Origin of the sequence: Streptococcus sp. WB01_FAA12 (assembly GCF_012843315.1) — a bacterium.
Lineage (GTDB): Bacteria > Bacillota > Bacilli > Lactobacillales > Streptococcaceae > Streptococcus.
In genome coordinates this window covers 84,949-104,276 of the sequence record NZ_JABAEX010000008.1, presented here as the reverse complement: position 1 = coordinate 104,276, position 19,328 = coordinate 84,949, and the positions used below count along the sequence as shown (strand labels likewise).

Genomic DNA, 19,328 nt, shown 5'->3' with positions numbered 1-19,328 from the left:
TACTGCTGCTTCTACCGCGTTCACACCACCTGTAAACTCTGGTTTCTCAACTATCGGTGCTGGCTGATCTCCTACTGTACTAAGTGAACCTGTGTACTCTGGTACTTCATCTACTGCTGCTTCTACCGCGTTCACACCACCTGTAAACTCTGGTTTCTCAACTATCGGTGCTGGCTGATCTCCTACTGTACTAAGTGAACCTGTGTACTCTGGTACTTCATGTACTGCTGCTTCTACCGCGTTCACACCACCTGTAAACTCTGGTTTCTCAACTGTCGGTGCTGGCTGATCTCCTACTGTTCCAAGCGGACCTGTGTACTCTGGTACTTCATCTACTGCTGCTTCTACCGCGTTCACACCACCTGTAAACTCTGGTTTCTCAACTGTCGGTGCCGCTTGGTCTCCGGCTGTTCCAAGTGGGCCTGTGTATTCTGGTACCTCATGCACTGCCGCTTCAACCGCATTGACACCACCTGTGAATTCAGGAACCTCCAGAACTGGTGGTTGTTCTTCACCCTTACTTGATTGAACCGATTCTTCTGTTAATTCTTGATGGAAGCTTGCCAATTCATAAAACTCAGCCTTGCCACCTTCCCAGACTAATTTGACGTCTAGAAGAGAGCCACCATTTCGGATAGCGAAGGTTTGGAGACTAGATGTAATGGCACCGAGGTCTGCCCAGCTGTCTTGACCATCCTTGAGTGTTCTAGCAAGAATGCGTGCTTTCGCTCCTTCAGGAAGACTAGAGACAAGACGAAGATGGTTGGCATTAGTTGGCTCAGACAAGTGATACACCAATTCTCCCTTGTCTTTTTCAGACTTATAGCTGGTCAAGACTTTGCCGTCTACAAGATTGTTGTAGAGGTTGCCTTGGCTTTCTCCACCGTTTCCTTCTACTGTTGGATCATTGATTGGTTTGACAAATTCACCATCGTTGATAACCAATTCTGTAAAGCCTACAAAACGAGCATCATAGTCTGCAGTATAGAGAACACGGAGATAGTTAGCTTTGACTGGTGTCGTCAATTCACCTTCGATGTAACGATTTCCTGGCATCTTAGAATCATGTGTCCAACCATCTGTCAATGAATCATCGTGTTGGCTATTGGCCACACCATCTCCTACTGTCACAACATCTGTCCAAGTTTTACCGTCTTGGCTGACTTGGATCTTACCATCACGAAGGTAGTTTTGAGTTCCGTCTTGGATGTAGGCTCTAATCTTCTTGATAGTGCGTTCGCTACCAAGTTTCAAGGTCACGTGGCCATCTTTATGGGCATAGTCTGAAAACTCAACGAAGTTGTTGTAAACACCGTCAAACAATTGATCTAGGTTGTTCAGTTTACGAACATCATTGCTGCCGTATGCTGGGTGAATTCCCATTGAAGTTGATTCCAATTTTGTTGGTTGCACTTCTTTGGTCGTCACAAGAAGAGAAGTGGCTGTCACAGCTTGTTCCTGATCTGTTTTGTTGACCAGACGCACATAACGTACTAAGTGGGTTGCCACAGATCTGTCTTTCAACTGGCTAGCTGGCGTCCATTCTTGCGCATTTGCAGAATACTCTAGGCTAAGAGCAGGGTTGGCCTGACCTTGGAACTGGATGCTCTTGACCTGATGGATACGGTCAAGCTTCATACCTAGATAGCTATTTGCAGGAAGTTTGGTTCCAGCTGGAATTTGAAGTTCATAACGTCCCAAGCTATCCACTACTGGCGTTTCCTTCAAGGCATCGACGTTGGTGTCCGTTAACTCACTGCTTCCAGAGCGTGTCTCAACAGAGAAGTCTTGGATACGCCACCAGAGGTCGAGGGCCTTGGTATTGCGTACTCGGATGTAACGAGCATTGATAGCTCTGGTCACTTCCTTGGTTTGTTCTCCTGATAGGCGATCCAACTCTTGCCATGCAATTCCATCTGTAGAGTACTCAAGTACACCTGCTGCAAGTTTATCACCCGTTCCTTGGCGAAGACGAACTTTAGTGACTGACTTGACTTCACCGAGGTCAAGCTGTGCCCAGGCATCTACTGGAGTTGTATTGCTACCGTCAGCATTTGCCATCATGACTTCTGTATTGTCCTTGCCATCAGTGATTTGACGAGCTGAGGTATTTAGTTTGTAAACTAAGTTTGGGCTAAGACTAACTGTCGTTGCTTGTTGGCTACGAGCTTTTTCAACTGGCCGGTTGACTGCAATTTCCTGAACTGCAAACCAAGTATTTTCACGGTCTGCTGTCGCAATCATGCGAACTGCCTTGGCCTTGATATTGAGATTTTCAAACTTAAGAAGGGATTCATTTCCGACATAGCTTGGCTCTTTCAAGGTTACCCAGTTGTCATTTTCATCTTGATACTGTACTTCTGCCTTACTAAAGGTATCACGTGGATTTGCCTGCGTTCCCATAGCAAAAGTCAAAGTTTGAATCGCTACCGGCTTGTTGAACTTCATACCAATATAATCACCTGTCTTGATGCTATTTGGTGATTTAATAATCGCATGAGTTGCCAAATCGCCGTCCGTTACTTCTGCCAAGCCACCCTCTACATCTGTTCGATTGGTGATAAAGGTACTGATGATTTGATCTGGATGCAAGACTTTTTGAACTTCAGACGCTAGAACTTCCTTCAAGGATAGGATAAATGGACGAATATGTTGAACACCCAATTCAGCCTTTTCCATATGGTCTACATAATGGAAGGTGTGAGTTTGAGACTGTTCGTAGAACTTCAAACCTTTATAGTAGCTATCCCAAAGTTTGGCTGCATCGTTTGTAGCCATGGCTTCAGTTCCTGTAAGGAAGGCATCGAGAGCATTCATTTGATCGATTGCATTATCCAACCAATAGTGGATTTGGGCAACCATCTTTTTATCGCCTGATGCTTTATAGAGCTCAGCTGCTTCTTTAATCTTGGTAAATTCTGCACGCAAGGCTGCACGTTCAGCAGTCACATCCTGACCTGCTTTGAGTTTGGTCATGAAGTCTGTTAATTTTGGAGCCAAGTCTACAGATTCTTCTAGTTTGACGACACGATTATCCATGTTTTGGTTGATCATGTGCTTACCAAGTTCGCGGAAGGCTGCTGATACCTTGCTATCTTCAAAATGACCATTTTCTACAAAGTTGAAGGCAATATCATTGATTTTCTTAGCTTCTTCTTCTGATTTCCACTGTTTCCATGAGTATTGAGCTCCTGCAAAAAGGGCAATCTTAGATGGTTCAGACTGTTGCATTGGATTCAACATGATACCAGACAGCAAGCTTGGATCCACATTTGGATGAAGGAATTTCTCACCACCACCTAGAATCAAGTGTTGTTTAGAGTTATCTGTTACTGGCCAGTTAATCCAAAGTGAAACGGGGCGATAGGTCTTGCCACCTGCGGATAGATTATTTTTAAGAGTTGAAAGGAAGCTTTCAGAGACTTCACCCCAAATCTTACCACCCGTCAAGGTCATGGATGTTGAACTTGGGAGATTTTCATTGAGGGATTTCAACTCATCCTCACGTCCATTACCCCAATACTGGCCAGGAACAAAGATCATTTCTTTACGAAGACCGCTGTAAGTTCCCTGCATTTCAGTCAACCACTTGGTCATATCTTGCATCAAGCGATTGTAGCTATTGTAACCTCCGACTGGACTTGGTGCATCATCTGCTAGGATACCAAATTCACGGACACCCACTTTCATCAACTGGGTAAATTTAGCCTTGATGGTTGCCAAATCTTCTTGGTAATGCGCTTCATTGCCAAAGCGGATGCGGTTGTTCATGAATGGATGGATAGTCCAGACATAGCGGGTTTTACTTTGATTTCCGACACGAGCAAGTTCACGGATTTCAGCTAGTTTTTCTTCTGGATAGAGTTCACGCCATTTCTTGTTATGGTATGGATCATCTTTTGGTGCAAAGAAGTATTGGTTCAATTTCAAATCGCCACCATAACGCATGAGCTCTGCACGATCGGCATTCGACCATGGATTTCCATAGTAACCTTCGATGAAACCACGATTCTTGAGCTCTGCGTAATCTTCTACTGTCACATTACGAAGGACTGGTACTTGGCTTTCCTTGAGCATGTGTTTCAAGGTTGTCAAACCATAGAAGACCGCATCTGTGTCTTTTCCGACGATGGAAATCGAGTTATCCTTGATGCTCAAAACATAGGCATCAATCTTGTCAAAGAGACCGGCTGAAACCTTGGACAAGTTTTGTTCTGCTTGTGAACCTTGTCCATGTACTCCAAGATAGATATTGGTTGCACCAGCAACTGCAGATTTACCAGTTGTATAAGATACTTGATTATCCTGCAAGACACTCTTCAAGCGATTGCGAGTATAGATGTCGAGTTGATCGCCCATGACCAGATTGACTTGCTTACGAAGGGCTGTAACACCTTCGCCATAGGTTACTTTTTGTGGCGTTGGGAAGACCTTGTACTCTTTCTTGAGATAGTCTGCGCTCTTGCTAGCAGCTGCAATGCTGTCTTCGCTAGCTGGTTTACTTGCAGTGAATTGATCCGCCAATTCAACTGTTCCATCACCGGTTTGGTCTACTTTTGGTTTTTCAGGAGTAATTGGTGGTTGAGGCTGGCTTGGTTCAGGTGTTTCTTGTCCTTCTTTGGCAGGTTTCAATAGATGAACTTCCGCCGCACTTGCAAAACCACCAACGCCTTCCAAGATTTTCAACTCAATCTTGTTGGTATGTACCGCCGCAAAGTTGACTGTTTTTTCTTGGGCATTGTTGTCCCAGTTTCCTTCTGAAACCTTGACCATTTGGCCATCTTTTTGTGCGTAGATTTCGTAGCGAGTAACGACACCATTTCCACCACCTGGACGTGGGAGATAAGTCAAGCCATTGACTTTTTCTGCTTCTTTCAAGGTCATAGTAAGGGTGTATGGCGCAGTGTCACCAGTCCACTTAGTATGCCAGAAGGTATTTGGATCATTGTCAAAGGCTTTCTCAACAGCTCCTTCAGTCGCTGTTCCTGGCAATTCTTGGCTACTTGCAGTAGCAGTGAATTTGTCATTTGCAATCAAACGAGGATTTACAAAAGGCTTATCAGTCAACTCAGCGCTGTGCAAGATTCCCTTGAAGCCACCGATACTTTCAAGTGGCAATACCAAGCTTGTATGAGCCAAACGTGGATGCGCAGGATCCGCGATACGCTCAATTTTTTCACCATCCACATAGACTTCTGTTGATTGTGGCTTAGTCACGATAGAGATTTGATAGCGTTTGTTCTTTTCAAGTTTTTTCTTGAATTGGATATGGAACTGTTCAAATTGATAAGCGAGGTAGCCATCTTTATCAGCTAGATAGATACGGTTGTCCCCACTTGTTGAGAAGGTTTGTTCACCGTCTCCAGTGATAGTTACATCAAACTTCAAGACATGACTTGGACCAACATCACCTGCTAAGCCTTCGATGCTGCTGTCTTTCTCAAAAGCCAATCCATTTTCTGTTGCAGTTACTTTCTTCGTTGCATATTCTTTCACCTTATCTGGAGTGATGTTGAATAGTTCCTCTGAAGCAATTGCTTTTTCAGGGTTAGACTGTGGCGCATAAGGACTAGTTGGTAGGGTACGTTCTGCAAAGGTCGTAGCCGCACGGTCAGATCCCCAAGTGCGCTCCGCAGTGGTTTGCATGCTCTTGAAGAAGCGTTTAAAGATATCATAAGAGGTCAAGCCTGTCTCATGAAGGTCGATATTGTCATTCCAAACCGCATGACCTCCTCCGATAATACTTGGATGAGACGATTCAAGAAGCGGACCTCCACCTGTTCGGAAGTCGTTTGGTGTCCAGCTATTGTATTGGCGCTCATAGTTAGCATAATCCCCGTAGGCTGCTTGACTATTACTTCCACTTGGGACACTATATGTCGGCACATCCGTGATATTGATAATCTTAGCTCCTTGAGCAATGGCTTCATTAGGACGTTGCCAGTGAATACTCCAAATATCAACTTCTACTCCGTTCCAATCAACAGGAGTGTTTCCACGTTTCGCACTGAGCGAGCCCCAGATACGTGGTGTATAGCCCTTAGATTTTATATATTGAATCAAATCATTGACATAACGACGATAGCTTTCTCGACTTCCGTAGTATTCATCCGTTCCGATATGAACAGTGGATACCCCATGAAGTGGTGCATCTGGACCATCGAGGAGTTTGTCATAGACGGATTTGACAAAAGCCAGCGTTTCATCGTACTTGTTATCCAAGTCTAGCATGGCAACTCGTTCGACATTATGCTTGCCTGCATAATCACTAAGACTTCCTTGATACATGAGGTCTGGACGAACCTTGACAAATGAAAGTGCGTGTCCTGGTGTATCAATTTCTGGTACTAGGTTGATATGAAGAGCCTTGGCCAATTTAATCAGATTTTGCATTTCTTCCTTAGTATAATGCTCATCTGATGTCAATTTTTGACCATTCTTACCGACAATATCTGTCTCCACACGGAAACCAGTCTTGGCATGTTCAAGTACATACTTGAGTTGTTCTTCTGGGGTTAAATTCTTACCTGCCAAGTGTTCCTTAAGGAAGATATAGTTATCATTCAAGTGCAACTGCAAGTCGTTCATCTTGTAGTAAGCCATGTTGAGCATGATATCTACAAGGGTGTCATAAGGGATAAATTTACGACCTGTATCCAGCATAAAGCCACGATGACTGAAACTTGGGAAGTCTCGAATTTCACCGTTTTGCAGATCCTTTTCTCCCATCTGAAGGAGCGTACGAGTGGCGTAGAAGGCACCTGTGTTTGTTGCAGCTTCGATGGTAATCACATCATCTTGGATAGTGATGCCGTAGCCTTCCTTGCCATAACCTTTGTTTTCAACCTTTTTAAATTCAATTCGTTTTTGTGCTTGCTTGTCACCTGTCGCAAGTTCCAATCCACGGCTTGCAAGGTCTGACTGGTAGAAGGTTGCAGCCTGATCAAAACCTGAATCACCTGTCGCAAGAACTGTATCTGAAGTGATAGAAGATTGGCCTTCTTTCCCATACCATTGTTGAACAGCTGGTGCTACTTTTGGTTTCACACCCACACCTTCGTCCTGATGTAGCCCCTTGATGACTACTTCAAACTCTTTGATAAAGGTATGACTGTCTTTGATTTGTTGGACCGTAACCTTGACACGTTGATCTGTCAGAGGTTGGTAGATGCGATTTTGAAGGTCAATCACACCCTGCTTGTTACTGCCAATCAGACTAACCTGACCCGGCAAACTTGGTAGGACAAGAGACTTGCCATCTTCAGCCACATCCAACTGATCAACTTGGCGGATATCCGTTACTTTACTATGGTCTGGAATATTTGAATAAGCTCGAATTTCTTGGATTCCAACGTTTCTCCAGCCCATTGTACCAGCTTGGTAATCATTGACCTCCAATTTGAGGTACTTCGCTTTGATACTTTCAGCTAGGTCTACTTTCTCATCTAAAACAGGATCTCCAGTCTTGGTATGAGCGAGTTTCCATTGTTTTTCTCCATTAGCGCCCACGTCTTCTTGACCTGCGTAGTAGAGACTCCAAGATTTGATATTTGGGTCATTTTGCCCATTGCGAAGACGACGATCCCAGTCAATTTCCACATGCTTGATGAGGGTAGTTTTTGGAAGAGTTAATTCGAAGGTTGGTTTTGGTACATCTCTGTCCGTTGCCCAACGAGTATTTTCATCTCCATCAATAGCCTTATCTGCAGTAAAGTTGGTACCAGTCTCATGGTTGTTTGCTGAAGCAGTAGTTCCCTCTAAGTGATTGAGATCTGGACGTTCTTCTACTTCTTGATTAGTTGGTTTAGTAGCAGGAGTATTTGTTTCTGCTGGTTGCACTTCTTCTTTAGGAATTTCAGATGTTTTTGGAACTGAAGGAGTCGTTGTTGATGTTGTTTTTCCTGTCTCTTTAGGTTTTGTTCCTTCTTCGGTTGCCTGGCTACCCTCTTGATTTCCTTCTGTTGCAGCTTCTGCATCCGCCTTTTCAAGCGCAGCGGCTAAATCATCTGGTAACTTATCCAGAGCTTGAACATGAGTGATACTTCCCTCTGTCTCTGAAGGTGCTGCTGTTTCTGCTGCCTGAACCATATTGGCTCCAAAGATACTAGCACCAATCATAACTGAGGCTGCACCAATTGCAAATTTGCGGATACTATAATGACAGCGTTTCTCAAAAAAGTGTTTGTCCATATTTCTCCTATTTCCTTTCATCCGCTTACGCTAGTAAGCGTTATCATTTCTCCTTTTAAAAAGGAGAGAACCAAGAGGTCCTCTCCAGGTGTTTGATTCATTTTCCGACTCTGACTCCCATAGAAGTCCAAGTCACTTATCCAAACAATATAGTTGTGGAATAAATAAATATCTATTCTTTTTTACTGTTAATAGCAAAGAGGGCGGCTGACAATGCTAGGCTGATTCCTGCTAGGAAGAGGGCTGTATCAGACTGGTCTTCTCCTGTTTCTGGGAGTGTCCTTTTGCTTTCTTCATTTTTCAGAGTATCTTTGATTTCTGATGTCTTTGTATCAACTAGTGGAGCTGGTGTCAACTTATACTCTGGTTTCTCAACAGTTGGTGCTGGTTCATCACCTGCTGTACCTAGTGGGCCTGTGTACTCTGGTTTTTCATGTACGGCTGCCTCAACTCCATTGGCTCCACCTTTGTATTCTGGCAATTCGTGTACCAAGGCTTCAACTGCATTGACTCCTCCCATGAACTCAGGTAGGTCATGAACAGCTGCTTCAACCGCATTAACGCCGCCCTTGAACTCAGGGACTTCATGTACAGCTGCTTCAACCGCATTAACGCCACCCTTGAACTCAGGGACTTCATGTACAGCTGCTTCAACCGCATTAACGCCGCCCTTGAACTCAGGGACTTCATGAACAGCTGCTTCTGCTGCATTGACGCCGCCTTTGAATTCAGGGACTTCAAGAACTGGAGGTTGCTCTTCACCCTTGCTACTTGTAGGAGCGTCTGGTTTCGTAGCAGAATCTTTTAATTGATTGAGATAATCTGCGAAGAACTCGACCATTCTTTCCGTCAAGAGATGGTTATCCGTCGCATATTTCATGCTCGCCTGAACTCCAGCCACTTCCTCTTGATTTTCTTTGTCTGTCAATTTTTGAGCCTTAGCTAAAGCTGCTTCATATCCTGACAAGTCAAGCGGTGTTTCTGCTACCTGTGGACGGGTAAAGATGAGTTCCGCTGCAGATTGGTATTTATCTCCACCGTCTCCGTAAGTCTTTGTTCCCGTAAGGACGATTTTCTTAGCCTTGATTGTCTTACCAAAGTTAATGTCTTTTGGCTTATTGTTATCAGGCCAGTCCATCGCAGTGAAAGTGTGCTCCTTGCCAGACTCATCTGTTACGACGAGTTTCACATCTCTCAAGTTACCGTTTGAACCTGAACCACGTGGTACATAACGAAGTCCTGTAATTTCAGTAGGCTCTTTCAAGACCATAGTTGCAGGCTTGCCTACATCTCCTCCATCCCAAGATGTATGCCATAGGCTAGATGCATTACCATCAAAGGCATTTCCCAAGCCTTCACCAGCTTGAGCAGGCGCATCCAAACTTTCAAAGTCTTCTGCTACCAAGGCGGTCTTCTTCTGAACCAAAGCATTCTTCAAAGCCTCAATCTTGGCAATCTCTGCACGCGCTTCTTCGACACTGATATCATCATCTGCCTGACTGAGGTTAAAGACCGCCTCTTTCAGAGCATCCATAGACTCTTTCGTGTAGTTGGTCATGGCAACCGTTGGCAAGTAGTTCTTCAGAGCATTTTCTGTTAACATCTTACCTGTTAGGGTAATTTCTTCGATTTGAAGATTATCCATCATGAAGTCATTATAACCACGGAAGTTGGCATTTCCACCAGAATCACCACGAGTATTGCTTGCATTTCCAGTTGAGTAGATACCTACCCAAGTATCGCCTGTTTCTGCACCAGTCACGAGGAAGGTTGCCTTCTTGGCTTTCTTAGAATCTGTCCAGGTATTTGGCAATTCATGCATTTCCATGTTGCTTGCTTTCGTACTACGGCTGCCAGATTGGAATTCTCCCTTACCAACTACAAAGGCGTAGGTATTGTCAGAACCTGCTTCGTATTCAAAGGTTACACGGTAGGTCTTACCAGCTTCAAAGCGGAAGTTTTGTGGGATAGTTTGGTAAACCAAGTTACGACGGCTAACCAGTCCATTGGTCTTGAGTGACCAATTTCCATCGATAACATCATCAACTTTCTTACCGTTCCAACCACGTTGTGTATATGGATCATGCTTTTCAGACAAGTGAGTGCGGTTGTCTTCAACACCTTCGACACCGCCCACTACGAATGGGAAGATACCCTGAGCAACATTTTCAAAGTCTTGTTTGAAGGTGCCTTTACCTGTATCATGGTTTTCTCCGTACATGCTTGAATTGTTTTCAAAGGTACGAATTTCATCAAAGTAAGTTGCTTCATCACCAGCTTCGCGACTCAAAGTAAGAGTAACATTTGAGACGTCTGATCCAGTTGTAAAGAAGGCATACATGTTTTGGAAGTAACTTGTATTGTCAACTGTAGCATTGTCACGACGTGTATTATGGGCGTAGGCCTTAACATAGTTGAGCGCGAGAGACTTATTGGTATAGGTAGTCACTTCTTTTTCACCAGTATTCACAGTGATGCTTGCCTTGGCATTACTACGGTTATCGACACCGACATAAACGGCATACTTGGTATTTGGTTTCAAGCCAGTTAATTTCTGAGTGAGACTAACTTTTTCTTTGTTTCCTTGAATACGAAGCATTTCATTTGCGCCTTGTGATTTGACAATTTCCGCCTTAGAAGCATCGCCTGAAATGGTCCAATGTTTCAAGGTTCCACTGTTAAATCCTTGGTCATAGATGTGCATGCCTTCGCTCCATGACATTTCAGGATTGGTTTGTTTTGAACGGTAGAGAACGTATGGTTGATTTGCTAGAAGGTCTAGGGTAATCTTGCCATCTTTTACAGTTAGTTCTTGCTCTTCTGTCTTACCTTGGTCAGTTAGCTTGTAAAGGTAAACCTTGCTATTTGCCCAATCACTCGGAAGTGTCCAAGTTGTTGCGCCAGCTTGCGTATTGAAGTAGTACATCTTTTCCTTATCAGCAGGAAGTTTCTTACCATTTGCATCCCAGTTCCAAGGAGTCAAGTAAGCTGAACCATCTTGGATCACACGTCCGTTGAGAGTTACTGTACGTTCGCGATATTGTGGGCTATTGACATCATTTGACTTACGAGTCACAACCACTTTATTGTTGTCAGCATCTACCAATTCCACTCTCATTTCTGGAGTCCATTTATAGGTGCTACCATTATCGGTCATGGTAACTGGTGTACCATTTTCCCATTTGCTTACAGTGAAGTGTTGGAAATACTTGGTCATCAAGTCATGGGCAAACAAGTTGGTTACATAGCCATTGTAATCACTTCGTCCTTGCCAGCCTTCAAAGTCTTTCATGCTGTAGCCACCTAGAAGTGGATAGTCGGCTGCACCACCGTAACTTCTGTAGTCTCCTACCCAAGCATCTTTTTGGTGGTTACGGATAAAGCGGGTGATGGCACTGTTGATACCTTTATTGGTGTAACCACCGTAGGTCAAGTCAGCAGCCCAGTGATGGAAGGTAGAGTCGTACTCACCACCATGGCCCCACTCGATTGCAAAGCGCCAACCTTGCTTGTTGATTTCTTTTGCAAGAACGTGGGTAGCCCAGGCACCGTTATCACCTGATTGACCATTGCCCCAAACGTCCACATAGATAAAGTCGAGACCGTCACCAAGTTTTTTCTTCAAATCTTCCCAGCGAGCCAAGCGTCCATGCGCCAAGTCATAAGCAGCATCAATGTTGATACCTTGATCTAGCCAGTTCCAACCGTAGCTGTAGCTACCATCTGGATTCTTACGAAGGATTTTTTCATTGAAGTATTTAGACTCTGGATAGGTTTCAGAAGCGTTAACGTGGATACCTAGATGAGCTCCATATTTCTTCGCTTTCGCAATCAAGGTCTTGAAGTCTTCAACACCACCAATACGTTTACCAATATCAGCATAGTTCAAGTGACCAGAGTCATGACCTTCACTACCATAACCTTTAAGGAGAACACCTTGTCCTAGACCATCTGTGTGAAGATTGATTTTCTTGATACCATCCAAAGTCATGAGGAATGGGTTCTGTGCTTGAGAACCAAAGTTCATCGCGATACGATAAGCTGTGATATCCTTGACTTTTTCCCAACCTTGAGGGTTGTTCATGATGCTACGATAAGCAATAGCTCCATCTTGCCAATCCACTTTATTGTCTGCATTAGCATCTTCAGTGATAACAACCTTGGCACTTGGAAGTTCCTTGGTATACTCTGGGAAGACAATGCCCTTATAAGCTTTTTCCCATTGCCATTCAGAACTATGAATTCCGACATAGTTGGCATTTCCGACTGTTTCTTTGTAGGCTGTCAAGCGGGTCCAGTCATAAGAACCTCCACCGTAGCTGTTTTGAGAGTTACTCCAAACACCTGCAGCAAGCTTATCTGTAGAAACAAATCCATACATGTAACCCTTGGCTAGGTCTTTCATTGGATTGGTTACATCAATATGATCATCTCCGCTGACATGGGTATTATTTGACATGGTTGCCCCATCAAACTTAGCACCAGCTTGATCACTAGAAACAGAGACTAAAGCATTGCCAAGGAAACTAATGGAAGAAAGCAGTTTTCTTTCATCATCAATCTTTTGACCTGGGGTAACTTGATTATGGTTGACAATCTTGGTCACATCAAAGTGCAATTGATTATCCACAACTTGCAGACGAACTGTCATTTCCGCATTGATAAGGTTAGCATCATCGCGAAGCTTCATCAAGTATTCTGCAGTTGTCTCATTGATTTTTTTGTAAGTAACTTCAGGGGTGACTTCGTGCTTGTTGATAAATACTTTATTGAATTGTTGAACTTGTCCTGGTAAGGTATGCCCGTTCAAGCTGTATTCTTTAATACGTGGGAAGGCTTGGTCAATCACTGCTTTGAGGACCTTAGACTGGATCGTGTCATAAGTCACCTTGCTATCATCAACTTCAGGACCTGTTTCTTTTTCAGCAGGAGTATCCTCTGTTTTTACCCCCTCTTGGTTATCCGTTTTAACGCTAACAACTGTTCGCTCATCGCCATAGGAGCCTGCCTTGAGAAGAATCTTCTTCTCATTTTTAAGATGGTCATTGACCGCAGCTGGTAGAGTTACTGTATCAAAGAGCTTCACATCATTATTCGTTGCATTGAGTTGCCCATCTGACTTAAGGCTAATTGATAGACGGTTGGTTGATCCTGTTTCAGGTGCAGCGACACGACTACCTCTATACCAGGTGCTATCGGTTGGAGATTTATACTCCCAGAACCAGCCATCTTTGTCATAACCAACAAAAACATTGTTCTTGGTATCTTTAAATTTCAAGAAGACACCAAAGCGTGATTTGCCCTTTTCAGAATCATCTTTGAAGGTTAAATCAACCGTCGCATTTCCATTAGCATCAACTGTCAATCCTTGTTTTTCAAACAAGGCTGGTTTATCGCCATTGTCGTTCTGTGCAGTTGAAGACAATTGATTGTAGCGGACACCTTTTTCTTCACGAACCGTAACTGTTCCCTGTTGTTCTTTTTTCGCTACTGTTTGCCATTCAGCTGTTACTTTTTCAGGTGTTTCAGGTTTAGCAGCTGCAGGTTTGTCCTCTTTTGGTTTGTCTTCGGCTGGTTTTTCTTTCTCTTCCAAGTCTGCAGGTTTGACACTTGAAATTCCCTTCATGTGATCTTGGATCCATTTCAATTGAGCAGGTGAGAAGAGAATACCACCACTCCGTTGGCCAACAACTCCATTTTGATGAACACCGACTAGTTTGCCTTCTGTATCAAAGATACCACCGCCACTAGCACCCGGTTTCCCTCCTTGATAACCGATTCCTTGGACACCTTCTCCATATGGTTCTGCAAAATCAACTGTAGTATTGACAATCGGATTCAATTTCCCTTCTGGATAACCAAAGACATGGAGCTTATCTCCGATTTTCTTAACTACTGGCTTTTTGGTTACTTCAACAGGCGTATTTTCCAGAACAGTTCGCAAGCGAACAAGAGCCAAATCATTCTTGTAGCCTTTTAGGAAACCTTCACGATCCCAATGAATAATGTCTTTTTTACTAAATTTAACATCTGGTAGTCCTGGATAGGAAATGCTATAGATATCTCCATCACCATTATCATTGTCAACTACCTTGCGATTATTGCCATCTGGAACGTCTTTTATAAAGTTATGTGAAACAGTTAAAACAAGATTTTCGCCAATGACAATCCCACTACCTTCACCTGATGGTGTCTTGATTTTGACAGTTGCTCCGTAGTTTAATTCACCATTCTTGGTTTTAGCTACATCTTCTGGAACGAGATTCTCAGTATCTTTAGCTAATTGATCCTTGTCAACTTCTTTCCCTTTATCTTCAGCCTTATCTAATTTGCCCTCTAAGCCTTCTGGTAACTTATCTGAACTAGCTGGTTTTTCTTTTTCAAGTGCTAATAGTTCTTCTTCTGTCTTAGGTCCATCCGTAACTTCTGGAGACCCTTGGTCTTCTCCCGCCTTTGGCGCTTCAAAATCACGCCCATCATTCTCTTTTGCTGTTGCAAGAGCAGCAGCTAGATCCGCTGGTAAATTCGCTGTGGAGCCAGACTGCACGCTATCTGCAAGAACTGTACTTGTCCCAAAGAATGCAGCCCCAATCATAACAGAAGCAACACCTAATGAAAATTTCCGAATACTAAATTTACAGCGTTTTTCAAAAAATCGTTTATCCATGAACTCCTAAATCCTTTCATTTTTGAGTAAGCGTTTACATTCTTTTTTTAAAAAATACTCCTTCCTCTGAAAGTGCAATGCTTAACCCTGATAAATAAAAATAATTACGCTTTTAATATAACAAATAATGGCTGAGAAAGCAATAGGAAACAAGTAAAATTAACGAAAATTTTCTCTATTCTGAGAAAATAGGCTCCAAATTTAGAATCTTTCTTTACAAATGTAAAAAAGGATTCAGCATTCAAGAGAAATACTAAATCCTTTCTTATATTTTACAACAGTTATTTCACATGTTTTACAAGATCTTCTTGAGCCTTTTTATTTGACTCTTCTTTTTCTTTCATCCATTTTTCTTGGGCTTTTTGATATTCTTCTGCTGTCACTGGTTTATCTTGTACATCAAGGTATTTATACAAGAGGGCTTCGCTCGTACCCTTGTTACCAGAGTATGCAAACGGAAGCGTAAATGGTACCATCTTAGACAACATTGGACGACCAGTTTTAGAAGTTGTTGGGATGATCAAGGCACTATCTGTCAACCAAGCTTGGGCAGCAGCATATTTCTCATAACGTTTTGAAACGTCAGTAGTTTCTTCCCCAGCTTCCACAACCATCTTTTCATAATCTTCCAAACCAACCTGCTTAGCCGCAGCGTTGTTTGTTCCAGAGTCAAATCCTAGGTAAGTCTTTGTATTTTCTCCGACAGATGGCTTGATGATATCAAGGTAAGTAGATGGGTCTGCAAAGTCTGGAGACCATCCCACGTTATCTGAGATATCCCAGTCTTCTCCAGCTGCAGTTTCAGCAAAGTAAGTGATATTCAAGACATCATCTTTTTGAAGTTGTTGGATATCGACAACGACGTTCTCTGACCCTAGAGTAGCTTCAAGCGATTGTTTGAAGGATTGAACACGTTGGACTTTCGTCGTGTTTGTTTGGTCTACTGGCATATCCAAGTGGATTGGGAATTTCACACCTTCTGCTTGAAGAGCTGTCTTAGCTTTGGCAAATTCTGCTTTGGCCTTATCTGCGTTATAGAGTCCATCTTGGGCATCAGCTAAATTTACATCCTTCCACTCGTCTCCATAAGTCACCAATTTTTCTTTGACCAACTCACCAAAGTTTTTGCCATCTGCTTGAACAAATGTAGGTGGGACAAACAAGTTACGAAGCAGTTTAGTCGCACCACTTGCACCGTTTACTTGAGAGGCATAGGCGGTTCTATCAAAACCAAAGGCAAGAGCTTGACGGAAATCTTTGTTTAGAAGAGCTTTCTTGGTTGATGTTTTTTCTTCATCCGTTGTCTTAGAAGTATACTTATAAGACTGGCGATCAATATTAGTACCTACTAAATAAGTAGTAGAATCTTGTTGTGTGTAAACAATATTATCTTTAAATGCTTTTTCAGTCTCTGGGTAGCTAGCGCTTGTTGGGAAGAGACGGGCCATTGTAAAGCTGCCATCTTTGAAAGCTTCAGTCGGTTTGTTGGTATCTTGACCATCCCAGAATGATAATTTAACCTTATCAAGATGAACATTGTCCTTATCCCAGTAGCTTGGATTTTTTTCAAACTCAACAGAAGATTTAGCTACGATAGATTTGAGCAAGAATGGTCCATTGTATAGGATGCTACTTGGATCTGTTCCTTTAGCGAAATCATCCCCTTTAGAGTTTAAGAACTCTTCATTAACTGGTGCCATTACACCCATCGTTGTCTTAGAATTCCAGAAGCTTTCTGGTTTGTTCAAAGTGTACTGAACTGTCTGATCATCCAGAGCCTTAATTCCTACTTGTGAGAAATCTTTGATTTCCCCTTTTACATAGGCGTCCAATCCTTTGATCGATTCTTGAACTAAATAAAGACCATCAGATTTTTTATCAGCAGCATATTTAAGTCCTGTTACAAAGTCTTGAGCTTTGACTGCCGCGTATTCTTCACCTTCAGAAGTATACCATTTTGCATCCTTACGGATAGTATAAGTGTAAGTCAATCCATCCTTGGATACAGACCAATCCTCAGCCATAGATGGCACAAAGTTACCATAGCGGTCATTTTCAAGCAATCCATCAATCACATTACTAGTAATGTCAGCAGTTGCAGCCTTACCAGTTGTTAAGTAGTTGAGATTATCTGGGTCTGTTTCATAGATATATGAGAATGTCTTCTCTCCTTTAGCGCTCGAACCTGATCCAGAGCATGCAGCTAAAGTAGTAGCCGCCAATAAGGTTACACCCGCAAGAGCAAATAGTTTTGAACTTTTCATCATTTTCTCCTTTAAAACTTTCTATCTATTATAGAACCTTTTCAGAAAGATGTCAACAGAATTTTCAGAATTTTTGTGTTAGTTTGGTATATTCTGAAAAATAGTTTCAAGGATATTCTAAAGTAATAATTATTCGTTTCTCTTGGGCTTTACTAACAAAGTTTATACCGAAAAAAGTTTCACTAAAAACCAATTTTTCTATATTTTTGCTATAATTAAGTATAAGAACAATCAAGGAGAAAGATATGATCTTAATTACAGGTGCAAATGGTCAACTCGGTACAGAACTACGTTATCTGCTAGATGAAAGAAATGTGGACTATGTTGCGGTGGATGTGGCCGAAATGGATATCACTAATTCTGAAATGGTTGAAAAAGTATTTGCTGAGGTTAAGCCAACTTTAGTCTATCATTGCGCAGCCTATACTGCTGTTGATGCAGCTGAAGACGAGGGGAAAGAACTGGATTTTGCCATAAACGTAACTGGAACTGAAAATGTAGCCAAGGCCTCTGAGAGATACGGAGCTACTCTCGTCTATATCTCGACAGACTATGTCTTTGATGGAAAGAAACCCGTCGGACAAGAATGGGAAGTTGATGACCTACCTGATCCGCAGACAGAGTACGGACGTACCAAGCGAATGGGTGAAGAGCTTGTTGAAAGCCTTACGTCACAGCATTACATTATCCGCACTGCTTGGGTCTTTGGAAATTATGGCAAAAACTTTGTCTTTACCATGCAAAATCTTGCTAAAACCCATAAAACTCTCACTGTTGTCGACGACCAACACGGTCGCCCAACTTGGACACGTACCTTGGCCGAATTCATGACTTACTTGACTGAAAATCAAAAAGAATTTGGCTACTACCACTTATCAAATGACTCCACTGAAGATACCACTTGGTATAACTTTGCTGTTGAAATTCTTAAAGGCAGTGATGTTGAGGTAGTGCCAGTAGACTCTAGCAAGTTTCCTGCCAAGGCCAAACGTCCACTCAACTCAACCATGAGCTTGGCAAAAGCAAAGGCGACAGGATTCGTGATTCCAACCTGGCAAGATGCCCTTAAAGAGTTTTATAAACAAGAAGTAAGAAAATAAAAGATTACGACACACATAAAAAGCAAGAGACCTTGAATTCTCTTGCTTTTTAGTATCTAATTATTTAATCACTTGTTGCGTTTTAGCATAGTTAGCCTCTACTGCTTCTTTTTCTGATCTCCACCAGTCTTGGTTATCCGTGTACCACTTGATAGTCTCTTTGAGACCTGCTTCAAAGTTGGTGAACTCTGGCTTCCATCCTAGCTCATCACGAAGTTTGCTGGCATCAATAGCATAACGCAAGTCGTGGCCAGCACGGTCGGTCACATGATCATAAGCGTCAGCTGGCTGTCCCATTTCCTTGAGAATGAGTTCCAGCACTTCTTTATTGTTCTTCTCACCATCCGCACCAATCAAGTAGGTTTCACCGATTTGGCCTTTGGTCAGAATCGTCCAAACACCTGATGAATGGTCATTGGTGTGAATCCAGTCACGAACATTCTTACCTTCACCATAAAGTTTTGGCTTGATACCGCTCAAGATATTGGTGATTTGTCGTGGAATGAACTTCTCAATATGCTGGTAAGGACCATAGTTGTTGGAACAGTTGGAAATAGTAGCTTTGACGCCAAATGAGCGCACCCAAGCTTTGACAATCAAATCTGAGGCCGCCTTAGTCGATGAGTAAGGCGAGCTTGGATTGTACTTGGTTTCAGCCGTAAATTTCTCACCTGGTCCTTCCCCATGACCTGGTAAATCTTCACGCAGCGGCAGATCCCCATAGACTTCGTCAGTCGACACATGGTGGAAACGAAGATCGTATTTACGAGCTGCTTCCAAAAGTGTATAAGTTCCGATGAAGTTGGTATGGATAAAGGGACTCGGATCATTGAGCGAGTTGTCATTGTGGCTTTCTGCCGCATAGTGTACAATGGCATCCGCTTCAGCTGCTAGCTTATCTACCAAGGCTGCATCAGCAATATCTCCAACGACTAACTTAACACGGTCGCCTAAAATTTCTTCAATATTGGCACGATTACCTGCATAAGTCAGCTTGTCCAGCACTGTCACATGCACATCTGGAAAGTTATTGTAAACATAGTGGACAAAGTTAGAGCCAATAAAACCAGCCCCACCTGTCACGATGATGTTTTTATATTTAGTCAT

General features: G+C 42.8%; 5 protein-coding genes. 1 reads left to right on the top strand and 4 read right to left on the bottom strand.

The genetic code is table 11. The features are described 5' to 3' along the window. The 3 genes from HF881_RS08890 to HF881_RS08880 form a co-directional block, all read right to left on the bottom strand. A partial coding sequence (locus tag HF881_RS08890; RefSeq protein ID WP_169447190.1) for an SIALI-17 repeat-containing surface protein occupies positions 1–8,190 on the bottom strand: 8,190 nt, incomplete at its 3' end. Between the two features lie 172 nt (positions 8,191–8,362). After that, positions 8,363–14,857, bottom strand: a complete 6,495-nt coding sequence (locus HF881_RS08885; RefSeq protein WP_169447189.1) for a SpGH101 family endo-alpha-N-acetylgalactosaminidase — start codon at positions 14,855–14,857, stop codon at positions 8,363–8,365. 281 nt (positions 14,858–15,138) lie between these two features. Then, on the bottom strand, positions 15,139–17,121 hold the full coding sequence (locus HF881_RS08880) for a peptide ABC transporter substrate-binding protein (protein ID WP_169447188.1): 1,983 nt from the start codon (positions 17,119–17,121) through the stop codon (positions 15,139–15,141). A 245-nt stretch (positions 17,122–17,366) separates the two neighbouring features. On the opposite strand from HF881_RS08880, the gene rfbD reads away from it, so the two are divergent. Next, positions 17,367–18,221 (top strand): dTDP-4-dehydrorhamnose reductase, encoded by an 855-nt coding sequence (rfbD, locus tag HF881_RS08875; protein WP_169447187.1) that lies wholly within the window; start codon positions 17,367–17,369, stop codon positions 18,219–18,221. 60 nt (positions 18,222–18,281) lie between these two features. On the opposite strand, the gene rfbB is transcribed toward rfbD, so the two are convergent. Then, complete coding sequence (gene rfbB / locus HF881_RS08870; RefSeq protein WP_169447186.1) at positions 18,282–19,328, bottom strand: dTDP-glucose 4,6-dehydratase; 1,047 nt, start codon at positions 19,326–19,328, stop codon at positions 18,282–18,284.

Coding starts and splice junctions, on each gene's coding strand:
- HF881_RS08885 (WP_169447189.1), bottom strand. CDS start 14,857: ATGGATAAACGATTTTTTGAAAAACGCTGTAAATTTAGTATTCGGAAA.
- HF881_RS08880 (WP_169447188.1), bottom strand. CDS start 17,121: ATGAAAAGTTCAAAACTATTTGCTCTTGCGGGTGTAACCTTATTGGCG.
- rfbD (WP_169447187.1), top strand. CDS start 17,367: ATGATCTTAATTACAGGTGCAAATGGTCAACTCGGTACAGAACTACGT.
- rfbB (WP_169447186.1), bottom strand. CDS start 19,328: ATGACTAAATATAAAAACATCATCGTGACAGGTGGGGCTGGTTTTATT.